The sequence below is a fragment of the Amycolatopsis sp. NBC_01307 genome (assembly GCF_035975215.1).
GTDB lineage: Bacteria > Actinomycetota > Actinomycetes > Mycobacteriales > Pseudonocardiaceae > Amycolatopsis.
Map to the genome: position 1 here is coordinate 8,567,213 of NZ_CP108403.1, position 15,900 is coordinate 8,583,112.

Consider the following 15,900-nt stretch of genomic DNA (forward strand, 5'->3'; position numbering starts at 1 on the left):
GACTGCTCTACCGCTCGAGCTCGCCGCGGATGAACTTCTCGACGGCGTCGCGCGCGGTGGAGTCGTCGTACTGCTCCGGCGGCGACTTCATGAAGTAGGAGGAGGCCGACAGGATCGGGCCGCCGATGCCGCGGTCGAGCGCGATCTTCGCGGCGCGGACGGCGTCGATGATGATGCCCGCCGAGTTCGGCGAGTCCCACACCTCGAGCTTGTACTCCAGGTTCAGCGGGACGTCGCCGAAGGCGCGGCCCTCGAGCCGGACGTAGGCCCACTTGCGGTCGTCGAGCCACTGGACGTAGTCGGACGGGCCGATGTGGATGTTGGCCTTGCCGAGGTCGCGGTCGATCTGCGAGGTGACGGACTGGGTCTTCGAGATCTTCTTCGACTCGAGGCGCTCCAGCTCCTTCATGTTCAGGAAGTCCATGTTCCCGCCCACGTTGAGCTGCATCGTCCGGTCGAGCTGCACGCCGCGGTCCTCGAACAGCTTCGCCAGCACGCGGTGCGTGATGGTGGCGCCGACCTGGGACTTGATGTCGTCACCGACGATCGGGACGCCGGCGTCGGTGAACTTCTTCGCCCACTCCGGGTCGGAGGCGATGAACACCGGCAGCGCGTTGACGAAGGCGACGCCCGCGTCGATGCAGGCCTGCGCGTAGAACTTGTCGGCCACCTCGGAGCCCACCGGCAGGTACGACACGAGCACGTCGACCTTCGCTTCGCGCAGCGCGGCGACGATGTCGACCGGGGTCTCGTCGGACTCCTCGATCGTCTCGCGGTAGAAGCGGCCGAGACCGTCGTGGGTGTGACCGCGCTGGACGGTGACGCCGAGCGGCGGCACGTCGGCGATCTTGATGGTGTTGTTCTCGGACGCGAAGATCGCCTCCGACAGGTCGCGGCTGACCTTCTTGGCGTCCACGTCGAACGCGGCGACGAAGTCGATGTCGCGGACGTGGTAGCCGCCGAAGTCGACGTGCATCAGACCGGGGACGCGGGTGGCCGGGTCCGCGTCGCGGTAGTACTGGACACCCTGGACCAGCGACGCCGCGCAGTTGCCGACGCCCACGATGGCCACCCGTACGCGGCGGTTCTCGCCCATGGGGGTTTCTCCTTCAATCCGTGTCTGTTCAGTAGGTCTGCCGCTACGCTGCGGCGCGGCCGCCCGGCTCAGGTCTCGGGACCCTGCCGCTCGGCTTGTTCGTGTTGTTCGTGCGCGATGAGCTCGTTGAGCCAGCGCACCTCCCGCTCGCTGGTCTCCAGGCCCAGCCGGTGCAGCTCGCGGGTGTAGCGATCGATCCTCTCCTCGGTCCTGGCCAGCGCGGCGCGCAAACCTTCGCGGCGCTCTTCGACGCGCCGCCGCCGGCCTTCGAGGATCCGCATCCGCACGTCGGCCGGGGTCCGCGAGAAGAAGGCCAGGTGCACGCCGAACCCCTCGTCGTCCCAGGTCTGCGGCCCGGCGTCGCCGAGCAGCTCGCTGAAGCGCTCTTTGCCCTCCGCAGTGAGCTTGTAGACCCGCTTTCCCCGCCTCGACCACGCTCGGTCGTCGGCTTCGTCGAGCTCTTCGACCAGGTACCCGGCCCGCAGCAGCCGCCGCAGGGTCGGGTACAGCGAGCCGTACGAGAACGTCCGGAGCGTGCCGAGCGTGTCGTGCAGCCGCTTGCGCAGCACGTACCCGTGCATGGGCGCTTCGTGCAGAAGACCCAGGATCGCGAACTCCAGCACACCGCACCCCCTTCCGGGAACAAACCTCAGCGATCCGCGTTGCTCCGAATGATCGCCTCGGTTCAACCTACCCAGCCACTATATCGCCCCGATACATCGAAGTGGCGAAGCCAACAGGCGAGATCAGCAGATCGTGGGCGAAAGTCACCGGAGAGTTATCGAACGTCCGGCGTGTCCCCACCGGTCGCGAGAGAGGTCACGCTAGGGGGCGTGGACCACACAGGAAGAGCCCGTACTCTGTCCTGGTGATTAACCAGCGGCAGGTCGTGGACTTCGCCTTGCAGCGCCGTGCGCTGCTGGCCGAAGTCCGCTCCGGGCGCGTCGGCAGCCATGAGGCGTGCGACGCGAGCCCGTACCTGCTGCGGGCGGCGAAGTTCCACGGCCGGGCCGGTGACCAGCCCTGCCCGATCTGCCGCCAGGAACCGTTGACCCTGGTGTCCTGGGTCTACGGTGACGAACTCAAGCACGTCGCGGGCTCGGCGAGGACCCCCGAAGAGCTGGCCAGGATGGCCGGCTCGTTCGCCGAGTTCACCGTGTACGACGTCGAGGTGTGCCGAGCGTGCCACTGGAACCACCTGGTCCGGTCGTACGTCCTCGGCACGGGGGAGCCGGCCGACGGTCCGCGAAGGACCGCGGGCCGGTGAGCTGCATCACTACCGCTGAAGAGCGCAGAACGGCGCACTACCGGGCGCCGGTCTGGGAGGCCCATTCGTGAACGACGATCGCAACCGCTCCTGGCCCGGCCAGGAGCCAGATGCACCTCGCCGTGCCCAGTCAGGCCCGTGGCCGGGGGAAGACCCCGCACCGGCCTGGCCCGGCGAAGAAGCCCCCCGGCGACCCCAGCGCGGCACGCCGCCGCGCGGTGTCCCCAGTGGCCGTGGCGCCGCGCCCGAGTGGCCGGCCGGCGACGAAAGCGGTCCCCAGTGGCCCGCCGACGAACCCGCGCGCCGTCCGCAGCGACCCCGGCAGCAGGGCATGCCCGCGCGCCGGCCGGTCCCGCCGCCGCCCGGCCAGCGGCCGCAGCAGGGTCCGCCCGGGTCGCCGCCGCAGGGCTTCCGCCAGCCACCGCCCGGCCGCCGCCCGGTGCCGCCGCCCGGGCGCGAGCCGGACCTGATCACCCACCACGCGCACAACGGCACCGACGACATCGGCCGCGACCCGTACGACGACGGCTACGAAGACGCCGCCTTCAACGAGTACGCGGACGACGTCGAGCCTCAGGAAGAGCTCGACGAAAAGGGCAAGAGGGTCCTGACGCCGGCGCAGAAGAAGAAGCGCCGCTGGAAGATCATCCGCCGGTGCGCGTACGTCTTCTTCGGGTTGTTCGTCGTAGTGCCCGCGATCGCGTTCGTCATCACCTACTTCCTGGTCGACGTGCCGACGCCGGAGAGCATCAAGGCGCTGCAGAGCCAGCCGATCACCTACTTCGACGCCAACGGCCAGCAGCTGGGCCGCGAGCTGCCCCCGGGCGGCGACCGCCAGCTGCTGAAGCCGGGCGAGGTGCCCGAGGTCGTCAAGCACGCCGTCTACTCGGCGGAGGACGCGACGTTCGAGACCAACTCGGGCTTCGACGTCACCGGCATCCTGCGCGCGGTCTTCAACCAGGTGACCGGCGGCCAGGGCGGTGGTTCGACGATCTCCCAGCAGTACATCAAGCAGGCGACGCAGAACGACCAGCAGACGCTGACCCGCAAGTGGACCGAGCTGGCGAAGTCGTTCAAGATGAACAACCAGCAGTCCAAGGAAGAGATCATCACTTCCTACCTGAACATCGTCTACTTCGGACGCGGGGCGAACGGCATCCAGGCGGCCGCCAAGGCCTACTTCAACAAGGACGCCAAGGACCTCAACGCCTCCGAAGCCTCCCTGCTGGCCGGCCTGATCCAGGGCCCCGGCCGCTCGGAGAACGAGGCGTACGCCCAGAAGCGCTGGGCGTACGTGATGGACCAGATGGTCGCCAACAAGTGGCTGCGCGCGGACGAGCGCGCCGGCTTCCAGTACCCGACCCCGATCGCGAAGAACTCCAACAAGGAGCAGGACTCGGGGAAGATGACCTACCAGCTCCAGCAACGGATCAAGGACGAGCTGGCGGCCAAGGGCTACGACGAGAACAAGCTGTTTTCGACCGGCGCGAAGATCTACACCACGATCGACCCGGCGGCCCAGGCGGCCGCGGAGCAGGCGTCCCAGGAAGGCATGAAGGGCCAGACGGACGAGAACCTGCTGAACGCGCTGGTCGCGGTCAACCCGAAAACGGGCGGGGTGATCGCCTACTACGGCGGTCCGGAGCTGGTGAAGGACGCCAGCGGCAAGGACCAGATCGCCCAGGACCGCGCCAACCAGGCCCGCAACCCGGGTTCGTCGGTGAAGGCGTTCGACCTCACGGCGTTCCTGAAGATGGGCAAGGGCCTCGGCGAGACGTTCGACGGCTCGAACAACCGGTCGCTGGGCGGCCGTGTCGTCCGGAACGCGGGTGACAGCGCCAGCTGCGGCAAGGACTGCACCGTCGCGAAGGCGATGGAGATCTCGGCGAACACCGTGTTCTACGACATGGTCCTGAACGTGACGAAGCCGTCGCGGGTCGCGGAAGCGGCGAAGGAAGCCGGGGTCAAGGTCGCGCCGGACGGCAAGAGCGTCCTCTACACCGACGACAACAACATCTCGCTCGGTGGTGGTGGCACGGCCGTGACGCCGGAGGACATGGCGGCGGCGTACGCGTCGTTCGCCAGCGGCGGCGTCTACCACGAGCAGCACTTCGTCGGGAAGCTGACGAACGGGCAGGACGAGGTGGAGTTCGACGAGAACAACATCAAGACCAACCCGGCGTTCGCCGACGACGCGTCGAAGAGCCAGCAGATCGCGGGCAACGTCACCGAGGCGCTGCAGCCGGTCATCGCGCACTCGAACCTGAAGTGCCCGACCGGCCACGAGTGCGCCGGCAAGACGGGTACGCAGCAGTACACGGCGAAGGACAGCGACCCGGCCGCGTACAAGGACCGCAACGCGCAGACGTGGATGGTGGGTTACACGCCGTCCGTGTCGGCCGCGGTCTGGGTCGGCGGTGACGGCAACAAGCCGCTGCACGACCCGAAGAACAAGCCGATCTTCGGTGCCACCGTCGCTGGTCCGACGTGGGAAAACTTCATGAAGCTCTACCTCAAGGGCAAACCGGCGGAGAAGTTCGACAAGGTGCAGGCGATCGGCAAGGACGTCAACGACGTGACGACCACGCAGTCGAAGCCGCCGGACACGCCGACCACCACGACGCCGCCGCCGAGCACCCCGGAGACGACCACCAGCACCGAGCCGACGGACACCGACACGAACACGTCGACCACGAAGACGAGCCGGACGCGACCCGGCCCGCCGGGAACCTCCGATCCCGGGATCGGCAACACGTTCGGCAACGGAGGTGGTGGCGGGATCGCTGCCCCACCGGGCGCAGGCCCGGGTTAGCCGACGTTCAGGGCCCTCCGCGATCGCGCGGAGGGCCCTGAACCGTTTCCGGGGTGATCATCCGGCAACCCACGGGGTTCACGCGCGTCCCTTCCAACAGGGGTGGCGACCATTGCCGCCCACACTGACTGGAGGACTGCCCCGTGCCCGACGATCGATCCCGCTCCTGGCCCGGCCAGGGTCCTGATCCGCGCCGTCAGGGGCCGTCCGGACCACAGGGACCGCGCGGCCAGGGCCCGCGCCGCCCGCCGACGCCGCCCGGGGGCCGGCCGCAGCAGCAACCCCCGGCGCAGCCGCAACAGCCGTGGCAGCAGCCGCGTGGCTACCGGCCCGAGCCGCCGCCGATGAGCGGCGGGCCCGAGCTGATGACGCACCACGCGTACGAGGAGCAGGACGCCTACGACGACGTCGAGCCGGACGGCGACGGCAAACCGGTCCTCACCCCGGAACAACGCAAGAAGCGGCGCTGGAAGATCATCCGGCGCGTCGGCTACGGCGTCGTCGGGGTGTTCGTCGTGCTCCCGGCGATCGCGTTCGTCATCACGTACTTCCTGGTCGACGTCCCGTCGCCGACGGAGGTCGCGCAGAACCAGAGCCAGGCGGTGTCGTACTTCTACGCCGACGGCTCGCCGATGGGCAAGGACGTGCCGCGCGGCGGCAACCGCGTGCTGCTCAGCCCGGACCAGATCCCCGACATCATGAAGCACGCGGCGATCGCGACCGAGGACTCGTCGTTCGAGACGAACTCCGGCTTCGACGTCGGCGGCCTGCTGCGCGCGGTGTACAACCAGGCCACCGCCGGTACCGGTGGCGGTTCGACGATTTCCCAGCAGTACATCAAGAAGGCCACCGACAACGACGCCCCGACGTTGACGCGCAAGTGGACCGAGCTGGCCAAGTCCTTCAAGATGAACCAGACGTACGAGAAGAAGGACATCATCACCGCGTACCTGAACATCATCTACTTCGGGCGCGGGGCGTACGGGGTGGGCGCGGCGTCGCAGGCCTTCTTCCACAAGGACGCGAAGGACCTGACCTACTCGGAAGCGGCACTGCTCGCCGGCCTGATCCAGCAGCCGGGCCGGTCGGAGAACGACAAGGTCGCGCACGACCGCTGGACCACCGCGCTCGACCGGATGCTGAAGAACAACTACATCAGCGCGGCCGAGCGCCAGTCGGCGCAGTTCCCGACGCCGATCCCGCTCGAGGACAGCAAGCAGCAGGCCGGCGCGCCGCCCGCGTTCGTCGTGCAGCAGGTGAAGGACGAGCTCGCCGCGCACGACATCCCGGAGGACCGCTACTACTCCGGCGGCTTCCAGGTGCACACGACGATCGACCCGAAGGCGCAGCAGGCCGCGGAACAGGCGGCCACCGAAGCGATGAAGGGCCAGGTCGACGACCAGCTGCTCAACGCGCTCGTCGCGGTCGACCCGAAGACCGGCGGTGTGCTCGCCTACTACGGCGGCAAGCCGATCATCCAGGTCAACGGGCAGGACCAGGCCGGACGCGACTGGGCGGACACCCCGCAGAACCCGGGTTCGTCGATGAAGGCGTTCGACCTCACGGCGTTCCTCAAGATGGGCAAGGGCCTCGACTCGACGTTCGACGGCTCCAACAACCGGACGTTCGACGGCCGCGTCGTCCGCAACGCCGGCCCGGGCAGCAGCTGCTCGACGCAGTGCACCGTCTCCGAGGCGATGATGCGTTCGGCGAACACGGTGTTCTACGACATGGTCCTCAACGACACGAAGCAGGGCCCGGTCAAGCAGGCCGCGCAGGAGGCCGGCGTCACGACCAAGGACGACGGTGGCCAGTCGATCATTTCGACCAAGGACAACAACATCTCGCTCGGCGGTGGCGAAACGCAGATCACGCCGGTCGACATGGCCTCGGCGTACGCGACCTTCGCGGCCAACGGCGAGCAGCGCGCGCGGCACTTCGTGACGAAGGTCGTCAACGGGCAGGACGAGGTCGCGTACGAAGCGCCGACCGACGCCAAGCCCGCGTTCGACAGCGACTCGGACAAGAGCCGCCAGATCGCCGGGAACGTCACCGAAGCGCTGAAGCCGGTCATCGACTTCTCGCACCTGAAGTGCCCGGCCGGCCACGAGTGCGCCGGCAAGACCGGGACGCAGCAGCACACGAAGACCGCGGGTGAGCCGTCGTGGGCGGCGAACGCGAACTCGCAGACGTGGATGGTCGGCTACACGCCGTCCGTCTCGGTGGCGGCCTGGGTCGGCGGCGACGGCAACAAGCCGCTGCACGGCAAGAACAACTCGCCGATCTACGGCTCGACGATCGCCGGCCCGATGTGGCAGAAGTTCATGTCGCTCTACCTGGCGGGCAAGCCGGGCGAGAAGTTCGACAAGGTGGATCGCATCGGCGGCGAGGTCGCCCCGCCGCCGTCGTCGGACGTCGCGACGACGACCGACGCGACGCCCACGGGCGAGAACCCCGACCAGGGCGGCGACCAGGGCGACAACGGCGGGAACGACAGCGGCGACCACGGCCACGACGGCGACCAGTCGTCGTCGCAGGAGAGCACGCCGAAGCACACGAAGCCGACGTCGTCGAAGGAGACGCCGACCACGGGGGACGATCCGGGCCACTGACGGCCTGAACCACGGTGGGCCGCGGTACGTGTGCCCTCCGAGAGGACTGCGTCCGCAGCCCACCGTGGAGGCCGGCCCGTGACCAACGACCGAACCCGCACTTCGCGCGGTCGCGCTCCCGATCCCCGCCGACGTCCCCGGCGGCCGGGCGCCCGGCCGCTGCCCCGCGCCGGGCTGCAGGGCAGCGAACCGGAGCTGATCACCCACCACGTCCACAACGGCACCGAGCCGGACGACCCGCCGACGGTGCCGATCCTGCTGCCCCGCCCGGGTCAGCCGCCGCGGCGGCCCCGGCCGAGCACCGAGCAGGACGTGCGGAAACGGCGCTGGCGGCGGATCCGGCGGATCGGGTACGTGGCGGCGGGACTGTTCGTCGTCGTACCCGGGATCGCGTTCGCGATCACCTACCTGGCCGTCGACGTCCCGTCACCGGAGACCGTCGCGCAGGCACAGGGCCAGGCCGTGACGTACCTCTACCGCGACGGCACCGAGATGGGCAAGGACGTGCCCACCGGCGGCAACCGGCAGATCCTGGCGGCGAACCAGATCCCGGACGTCGTCAAGAAAGCCGTGATCGCGACCGAGGACGCGTCGTTCGAGACGAACTCGGGCTTCGACGTCGGCGGCATCCTGCGGGCGGCGTACAACCAGGTCACCGGCGGGTCCGGTGGTGGCTCGACGATTTCCCAGCAGTACATCAAGAACGCGTCCGGCGACGACGATCCGACGCTCACGCGCAAGTGGACCGAGCTCGCGAAGTCGTTCAAGATGAACCAGACCTACGAGAAGGCGGACATCATCACCGCCTACCTCAACATCATCTACTTCGGCCGCGGCGCGTACGGCATCCAGGCCGCCGCGCAGGCCTACTTCGGCCAGGACGTCGGCCAGCTCGACTACTCGCAGGCCGCGTTGCTGGCCGGGCTGATCCAGCAGCCGGGCCGCTCGGAGAACACCGCCGTCGCCACGGCCCGCTGGACGACGGCGCTGGACCGGATGCTCAAGAACGGTTACCTGACACCGGCCCAGCGCGCCGCGGCGAAGTTCCCGGCCCCGATCCCGCTGGTGGAGAGCAAGCAGGCCGGCGCGCTGAACCCGTTCGTCAAGAAGCAGGTCAAGGCCGAGCTGGCGGCGCAGGGGATCAGCGAGCAGGAGTACTACCGCGGCGGGTTCCAGGTGTTCACCACGATCGACTCGCAGGCGCAGCAGTCGGCCGAGCAGGCCGTGACCGAGCAGATGGCCGAACAGACCGACACCCAGATCCTCGACGCGCTGGTCGCCGTCGACCCGAAGACCGGCGGCGTGCTCGCCTACTACGGCGGCGATCCGGTGGTGAAGGGCCCGAACGGCGAAGACCAGGCCGGCCGCGACTGGGCCGACGAGGCGCACAACCCCGGGTCGTCGATGAAGCCGTTCGACCTGGCGGCGTTCCTCAAGCTCGGCCGCGGCCTCGACGCGCGGTTCGACGGCACCTCACCGCGGACGTTCCCCGGCGTCAACCTGCCGATCCGCAACGCGGGTGACAGCAGCAGCTGCTCCGACGAGTGCACGGTCGCGGAGGCGATGCAGCGGTCCACGAACACGGTGTTCTACGACATGGTGCTGAACGTGACGAAGCCGTCCGGGGTGGCGGAAGCCGCGCAGGAAGCGGGCATCCGAACGAAGGACAACGGCGGCCGCAGCGCGTTGTTCACCGGTGACAACAACATCTCGATCGGCGGCGGCGCGACGCAGGTGACGCCGGCGGACATGGCCTCGGGCTACGCGACGTTCGCGGCGGGCGGCGTCCAGCGTCAGCGGCACTTCGTGCAGAAGGTGACCAACGCGAACGGCGAAACGGCGTACGAAGCCCAGGATCGGTCCACGGACGCCTTCGCCGACAACGACGCGGCCAAGAGCGCGCAGATCGCGGGCAACGTGACGGCGGCGCTGGCGCCGGTCATCCAGTTCTCGCACCTGACCTGCCCGGCCGGCCACGAGTGCGCGGGCAAGACCGGCACTCAGCAGCACACCCCGCAGAACGACGAACCGGCGTCGGCCGCCAACGCGAACGCCCAGACGTGGATGGTCGGCTACACGCCGTCGGTCTCGGCGGCGGTCTGGGTGGGCAGCGACGGCGACAAGGCGCTGCACGGCCCGGGCGGCGCCCCGCTGTTCGGGTCGACGCTGGCGGGCCCGATCTGGGACCGCTTCATGCAGCTGTACCTGCAGGGCAAACCGGCCGAACGCTTCGACCGCGTCGCGGCGATCAGCTCGCCGGTGGACCAGCAGCAGGTGCAGGTCCAGCTACCCCCGCCACCGCAACAGCAGCAACAGCAGCAGCCGCGTGACCAGCGGAACCAGGCCCAGCCCGGCGACCGGCAGCAACAGCAGGACCAGCTCCGCCAGTTCCAGCAACGGCTTCAGGAGCTGCAGGACCGCCAGCGCAACCGCAACGGCGGCGGCAACAACGGCAACACCACGGGGAACAACACGACCGGGAACAACGGGAACGGCAACGGGGGCAACGACTCCGGCCAGAGCGGCGACCCGGATCCGGGCGGCTGACCCGCGTTTCACAAAGAGAAGGCCGTGACCTCGGAGCTGGGGGACACCGAGGTCACGGCCGGTCTGGGGGTCAGAGCTCGACGACGATCCCTTCGACGCCGGAGCGGTGCGCCGCCTCGATCACGCGCAGGGCCGCGACCGACGACTCCGGGTCGACCGGGAACTCGCCTTCGCCGCGCAGGGCGTCGCGAACCTGGGCGTAGAACTGCTCGTAGCGACCGGTTTCGGTGGGCACGGTCTTGACGTCGTTGCCGACGCCGATCTTGCCCGCGTCCGCCGCCGGTTCCACGCCCCAGCCGTCGTCGCCGGGGCGCATGCCCGTCTTGATCTGGGGTTCCTGGACGTCGAGGCCGTACTTGGTGAACGTCGCCTGGTCGCCGAGCACGCGGAACCGCGGGTTCTGGGTGCCCGCGAGCGCCGACGCCCACAGCTGCGAGCGGACGCCGTTGGCGTGGTGCAGCGCGACGAAGACGTCGTCGTCGACCTGGACGCCTGCCCGGCGGCGGTCGACCTCCGCGTAGACCCGGGTGACCGGGCCGAACAGCTGCAGCGCCTGGTCGACGATGTGCGCGCCGAGGTCGTAGAGCAGCCCGCCGGCCTCGGCCGGGTCGCCGAACTCGCGCCAGTTGTCCTTCGGCTTGGGCACCCAGCGGTCGTAGCGGGACTCGAAGCGGAACACCTCGCCGAGGCGGCCCGAGTCGAGGACCTGCCGCACGGTGAGGAAGTCGGAGTCGAGGCGGCGGTTCTGGAAGACGGTGAGCCCGACGCCCGCCGCCTTCGCCGCGGCGACGACCTGCTCGGCCTCGGCCGCGGTCGGCGCGAACGGCTTGTCGACGACCACCGGCACGCCGGCCGCGATGGCCCGCAGCGCGAGCGGGACGTGCGTGCGGTTCGGCGTGCTGACCACGATCAGGTCGAGCTCGCCCGCGCGCTCGAACAGCGCGTCGGCGTCCGGGACGATCTCCGCGCCGGGGTTGTCGGTGCGCGCCTGGACGGCGTTGCTCGACGTCGTGATCACCGCGGGGGTCAGCCCGGGCGTCGCCGCCACCAGCGGTGCGTGGAAGACGCGTCCTCCGATGCCGTAGCCGAGGATGCCCACCCGCAAGTCGTCAACCATGGCGCCCATTAAACAACAGTGTTGCGAAATTGACCAGGCGTGCGAAGATCTAGACCATGGCGGCCACCGGGCGGAACCTGCGCAACGTGCGCGAGCACAACCGCGCCCTCCTGCTCACGCACATCCTGCGGGCCGGTGGCCTCAGCCGGGTCGAGCTCGCCGAACGCACCGGCCTCACCCAGCAGGCCGTGTCCAAGATCGTGCCCGAACTGCTCGACGCCGGCCTCCTGGACGAAGAGCGGCAGCCGTCCGCGGGTGTCGGCAAGCCCCGCACGCAGCTGACCGTCCGCTCCGGCGCCCGCCACGCGCTCGGCGCGCGCCTCGACCGCGACGAGTACCGCGTGCTGCGGACCAACCTCATCGGCGAGGTCGAGGAGACGGCGGGCGGCCCGCTCCCGGTCGGGTTCACCCCCGACCAGGCCGTCGAAGCCATCGGGACCACCGCGCTCGAACTGGCGGACGGCTTCGGAGTGCTCGGCCTCGGCCTGGGCGCGGTCGGCCCGCTGGACCACCTCGCCGGCCTGGTCCGCGACGCGACGAGCATGCCCGGCTGGCACGACGTCCCGCTGCGCGACCTGCTCGAGAAGCGCACCGGGCTGCCGGTGGTGCTGGACAAGGACACCAACGCCGCCGCGTTCGCCCAGCTGTGGCCGCACGGCGAGCCGACGGCGACGGCCGTCGTGCTGGTCGGTACCGGCATCGGCGTCGGCCTGCTGATCGACGGGCACCTCTACCGCGGCCCGCGGACCAACGCGGGTGAGTTCGGGCACACCACGATCGCCTACGACGGCCCCCGCTGCGCCTGCGGGCGGCGCGGCTGCGTCGAGATCATGGCCAAGCAGGCCCCCGACACGCGGACCGCCGCCGGCTTCCTCGGGATCGGCCTCGCCGACCTCGTCCAGGTGCTCGATCTGGAACGGATCGTGCTGGCCGGACGCGCGGTGCGGGACGAACCGGGCACTTACCGTGACGCCGTTTCGGAGCGGCTCGAGGAACTGCTGCCGCTGCCGCACTGGCAGCGCATCGAGGTCGTCGAGGACTCCTTCGGCGAGGAGATCGTCACGCGTGGCGCGGCCGCCGAGGTCCTGGCCTCGTACTACGCGAATCCGGCATGATCGTCGCCTTCACCTCGCCGCCGGGCGATCACCGATAACATCCCGGTCGTGCCAGAGGAGACCACGCGCGAGCCGGACCCCGGCCCCGTGACGCTGAGCAGGGCGGATCGGGTCGTCCCGAGCTGGAACGACCCACTCGCGGCGGCGGTCACCAGACCCGTCGGCGGGCCGCTGGGCGAGCACGCCGCGGTCGGCAGGCACTGGTTCTGGTCCCCGCAGCGCGTCGGGCTGCTGCTGGCAACGCTGGCCCTGATGCTCTGCTGGTTCGGCAAGGGCTCCTGCATCCAGCAGTACCAGGACTCCAGCGGCGCCACCCAGCTCGACTGGCGCGCGGGCCGCCCGTTCGTCGCGATGTGTTACTCCGACATCGTGCCGCTCTACAGCTCCGAGCGACTCGACCGGCCGAGCACCTTCCCGTACTACACGTCGTGGAAGGAGAGCTCGCAGACCGCGGAGAACGACACCCGGTACATGGAGTACCCGGTGTTCACCGGGCTCTTCCAGTGGGTGAACGCGAAGCTCGCGGCGGGCTGGCTCAACATCGCCGAGACCGGCTGGCTGCCCGGCGCGTTGCCCGTGGCGATCTACTTCAACATCTCCGCGTTCTTCTTGTCGATGGCCTGGCTGATCACCGTCTGGGCCACCGGCCGGACGATGAAACGCCGGCCGTGGGACATGGTGCTGGTGGCGGCGTCACCGCTGGTCCTGGTGCACGCGTTCACCAACTTCGACGCGATCGCGACCGCGTTCACGGCCACCGGCCTGCTCGCCTGGTCCCGGAAACGGCCGTTGCTCGCCGGGCTCCTGCTCGGCCTGGGCGCGACGGCGAAGCTCTACCCGCTGCTGCTGCTCGGCGTGCTGTTCGTGCTCTGCCTGCGTGCGGGGAAGCTGACGCCGTTCTGGCGCACCGCCGCGGCCGCCGTCGTGACGTGGGTGGCGGTGAACGCGCCGTTCATCCTCACCGCGACCCGCGGCTGGTGGGAGTTCTTCCGGCTGAACACCCTGCGGCCGATGGACCCGGACTCGCTCTACAACGTCTTCTCGTACACGACCGGCTGGGCCGGGTTCGACGGCGTGCTGCAGAAGAACCAGCCGCCGACCTACCTCAACTGGACGATCGCCGTGCTGTTCCTGGCCTGCTGCGCGGGCATCGCGTACGTGGCGCTGGCGGCGCCGCGCCGGCCGCGGCTGGGGCAGCTGGCGTTCCTCGTCGTGGCCGCGTTCCTGCTGACCAACAAGGTGTGGAGCCCGCAGTACTCGCTGTGGCTGGTGCCGCTGGCCGTGCTGGCCATCCCGCGCTGGCGGCTGCTGCTCGGCTGGATGCTGATCGACGCGCTGGTGTGGGTGCCGCGGATGTTCTACTACCTCGGCGTCGACCACAAAGGCCTGCCCGAAGGCTTCTTCCTGGGCACGGTCGTGCTCCGCGACCTGGCCGTCGTCGGCCTGTGCGTGCTGGTGGTCCGCGAGATCTACCGCCCGGCGACCGACCTGGTCCGGATCGCCGGCGACGACGACCCGGCCGGCGGCTTCCTCGACGGCGCCCGGGACGTGATCATCCCGAACGCCACCCGGCGCCGCCGGCGGGCCGTGGCCGTTTAGGCGAGCTGTTCCTTCAGGTACGCGATGTCGGCGGCCTGACCGTCGGCCGGGGTTTCGACGATCACCGGGGCACCGGCCTCGCGGGCGACCGCGACCAGGGCCTCGGGGTCGATCGTGCCCTCGCCCTCGACGACGTTCGCGTGCCGGTCCCGCGTCGAGCCGAACTCGTCGCGGGAGTTGTTGAGGTGCACCAGGTCGATCCGGCCGGTGATGGCCTTGACCTTCTCGACGGCGGTCGCGAGGTCCCAGCCGGCGGCGTAGGCGTGGCAGGTGTCCAGGCAGAACCCGGCGCCGAACTCGCCGACCTTGTCCCACAACCGGGCGATGACGTCGAGGTCGCGGGTGATCGCGTTCTCGCCGCCGGCGGTGTTCTCGATCAGGATCGGGACCTTGAAGCCGCCCTTCTCCTGCTCGCGCTCGAAGAGCTTGCGCCAGTTGTCGAGCCCGGCCTCGACGTCGTCGTTGGCGCCGACGTGCCCGCCGTGCACGATCAGGCCCTTCGCGCCGACCGCGGCGGCCCCGTCCGCGTGCTGCGTGACGTTCTTGCGGGACGGGATCCGGATCTTGTTGTTCAGCGACGCCACGTTGATGAGGTACGGCGAGTGGATGAACACCTCGACCGGGTCGGCCAGGATGGCCTCGCCGTGGGGGTGCGGCTTCGGGGCTTTCCAGCCCTGGGGGTCGGAGAGGAAGAACTGGACGACGTCGGCTTTGCGGTCGGCGACCGCGGTCAACGGGTCGTCGTCACGGACATGGGCGCCAATCAGCATGCCGAGCACGCTACTCCCGGATGAACTTCGGCCTGCGGACCCGGATGGTGACGCTCGTGGAGTACCGTGAGCGCGTTCCGTGATCCAGATTGGTCCGACTGCCGGAGGGCATCGATGGGGAAGCACGTCGCCCGGATCACCGCACTGGGGTTCACGCTCGCCGCTTCCGCCGCCCTCGCGGCACCGGGCGTGGCGAGCGCCGCTTCCAGTCCGACCCTCGGCGGCGACTGCGCGGCCACCCTCCAGAACGGCCAGGCCCGCAGCGGGCCGAACGGCCTGCTGCTGGACGCGGGTGCGCCCCTCAACTCCCCGGACCGGCTGACCGTCGGCCTCGACTCGAGCGCGAAGAACACGAACGGCTCGGCACCGCTGCTGACCCTCCCGGTCGGCGACACCGTGCGGACGCTCGGCCTCGGTGACGTCCCGGTGGTCGGCGACGTCGCCGCGAAGGCCGTCTGCCCCGTCGCGCAGGGCACGGTCAACGCCGTCGGGAACACGACACAGAGCATCCTGCAAGACGTCGGCGTGCCGCAGCTGCCCGTGCCGCCCGGCACGCCGCCGCCGACGACGCCGCCCCAGCAGCCGCCCCCACCGACGACGCCGCCAGGGCAGACGCCGCCCGGGCAGACCCCGCCCGGCGACAGCCTCGGCCCGGTGCTCACCGGTCCCGGTTCCGGCGGCGCGGGCCTGCCGGGTGACGCGATCTCGGGCGTCTTCACCAACGCCGCGCTGCTGCCCGGCAGCCTGGTGCAGGTGCCGGTGATCGCCCAGATCATCCCGGGCGCGCAGGTCCCGACGGTCGACGAGCAGAAGTCCGGCTCCGCGGTGGCGCTCCCCGGCGTCACGCCGCCGGCGAAACTGCCGATGCTGCTCGCGGTGCTGGCCCTCGCGATCGTCGCGGCGGCCCTCGTCCGGGCCTGGATCCGCCGCCGCCCCGCGTGAGATTCACCCACCGTGACGCCCGC

General features: G+C 70.1%; 11 protein-coding genes. 7 read left to right on the forward strand and 4 right to left on the reverse strand.

Going from position 1 to position 15,900, the window contains the following annotated elements; all coding sequences use genetic code 11:
* Positions 1 to 7: 7 nt before the first annotated feature.
* Both OG439_RS37950 and OG439_RS37955 read right to left on the reverse strand, forming a co-directional pair.
* A complete protein-coding gene (locus OG439_RS37950; protein ID WP_247059538.1) occupies positions 8 to 1,096 on the reverse strand; it encodes an inositol-3-phosphate synthase in 1,089 nt (362 codons plus the stop codon).
* Between the two features lie 68 nt (positions 1,097 to 1,164).
* Entirely contained in the window at positions 1,165 to 1,719 is a 555-nt protein-coding gene (locus tag OG439_RS37955) for a PadR family transcriptional regulator (RefSeq protein WP_247059539.1), read from the reverse strand.
* A gap of 245 nt (positions 1,720 to 1,964) precedes the next feature.
* Here OG439_RS37955 and OG439_RS37960 point away from each other — a divergent pair, with 245 nt between their 5' ends.
* The 4 genes from OG439_RS37960 (at position 1,965) to OG439_RS37975 (ending at position 10,334) form a co-directional block, all read left to right on the forward strand.
* On the forward strand, positions 1,965 to 2,363 hold the full coding sequence (locus OG439_RS37960; RefSeq protein WP_247059540.1) for a DUF5318 domain-containing protein: 399 nt from the start codon (positions 1,965 to 1,967) through the stop codon (positions 2,361 to 2,363).
* A 331-nt stretch (positions 2,364 to 2,694) separates the two neighbouring features.
* The gene (locus OG439_RS37965) at positions 2,695 to 5,175 is read left to right on the forward strand and encodes a transglycosylase domain-containing protein (RefSeq protein WP_326945367.1); all 2,481 of its coding nucleotides are present in this window, start codon (positions 2,695 to 2,697) and stop codon (positions 5,173 to 5,175) included.
* A gap of 344 nt (positions 5,176 to 5,519) precedes the next feature.
* Positions 5,520 to 7,787 (forward strand): transglycosylase domain-containing protein, encoded by a 2,268-nt coding sequence (locus tag OG439_RS37970; RefSeq protein WP_326951719.1) that lies wholly within the window; start codon positions 5,520 to 5,522, stop codon positions 7,785 to 7,787.
* Positions 7,788 to 7,865: 78 nt separating this feature from the next.
* On the forward strand, positions 7,866 to 10,334 hold the full coding sequence (locus OG439_RS37975) for a transglycosylase domain-containing protein (protein ID WP_326945368.1): 2,469 nt from the start codon (positions 7,866 to 7,868) through the stop codon (positions 10,332 to 10,334).
* 70 nt (positions 10,335 to 10,404) lie between these two features.
* Here OG439_RS37975 and OG439_RS37980 read toward each other — a convergent pair whose 3' ends face one another.
* Entirely contained in the window at positions 10,405 to 11,451 is a 1,047-nt protein-coding gene (locus OG439_RS37980; RefSeq protein WP_247059547.1) for a Gfo/Idh/MocA family oxidoreductase, read from the reverse strand.
* 56 nt (positions 11,452 to 11,507) lie between these two features.
* On the opposite strand from OG439_RS37980, the gene OG439_RS37985 reads away from it, so the two are divergent.
* Together OG439_RS37985 and OG439_RS37990 are read left to right on the forward strand one after the other, a co-directional pair.
* Positions 11,508 to 12,566 (forward strand): ROK family transcriptional regulator, encoded by a 1,059-nt coding sequence (locus tag OG439_RS37985; protein WP_326945369.1) that lies wholly within the window; start codon positions 11,508 to 11,510, stop codon positions 12,564 to 12,566.
* Positions 12,567 to 12,614: 48 nt separating this feature from the next.
* Positions 12,615 to 14,165 (forward strand): glycosyltransferase family 87 protein, encoded by a 1,551-nt coding sequence (locus tag OG439_RS37990; protein ID WP_326945370.1) that lies wholly within the window; start codon positions 12,615 to 12,617, stop codon positions 14,163 to 14,165.
* Here the strand turns inward: OG439_RS37990 and OG439_RS37995 are convergent.
* Complete coding sequence (locus tag OG439_RS37995) at positions 14,162 to 14,935, reverse strand: deoxyribonuclease IV (RefSeq protein ID WP_326945371.1); 774 nt, start codon at positions 14,933 to 14,935, stop codon at positions 14,162 to 14,164. The genes OG439_RS37990 and OG439_RS37995 overlap by 4 nt on opposite strands.
* 114 nt (positions 14,936 to 15,049) lie before the next feature.
* On the opposite strand from OG439_RS37995, the gene OG439_RS38000 reads away from it, so the two are divergent.
* Positions 15,050 to 15,877 carry a hypothetical protein gene (locus tag OG439_RS38000; protein WP_326945372.1) on the forward strand — a complete coding sequence of 276 codons (828 nt, stop codon included), beginning with the start codon at positions 15,050 to 15,052 and terminating at the stop codon, positions 15,875 to 15,877.
* Positions 15,878 to 15,900: the final 23 nt, after the last annotated feature.

Coding starts and splice junctions, on each gene's coding strand:
- OG439_RS37950 (WP_247059538.1), bottom strand. CDS start 1,096: ATGGGCGAGAACCGCCGCGTACGGGTGGCCATCGTGGGCGTCGGCAAC.
- OG439_RS37965 (WP_326945367.1), top strand. CDS start 2,695: ATGCCCGCGCGCCGGCCGGTCCCGCCGCCGCCCGGCCAGCGGCCGCAG.
- OG439_RS37970 (WP_326951719.1), top strand. CDS start 5,520: ATGAGCGGCGGGCCCGAGCTGATGACGCACCACGCGTACGAGGAGCAG.
- OG439_RS37980 (WP_247059547.1), bottom strand. CDS start 11,451: ATGGTTGACGACTTGCGGGTGGGCATCCTCGGCTACGGCATCGGAGGA.
- OG439_RS37985 (WP_326945369.1), top strand. CDS start 11,508: ATGGCGGCCACCGGGCGGAACCTGCGCAACGTGCGCGAGCACAACCGC.
- OG439_RS37995 (WP_326945371.1), bottom strand. CDS start 14,935: ATGCTGATTGGCGCCCATGTCCGTGACGACGACCCGTTGACCGCGGTC.
- OG439_RS38000 (WP_326945372.1), top strand. CDS start 15,050: ATGGGGAAGCACGTCGCCCGGATCACCGCACTGGGGTTCACGCTCGCC.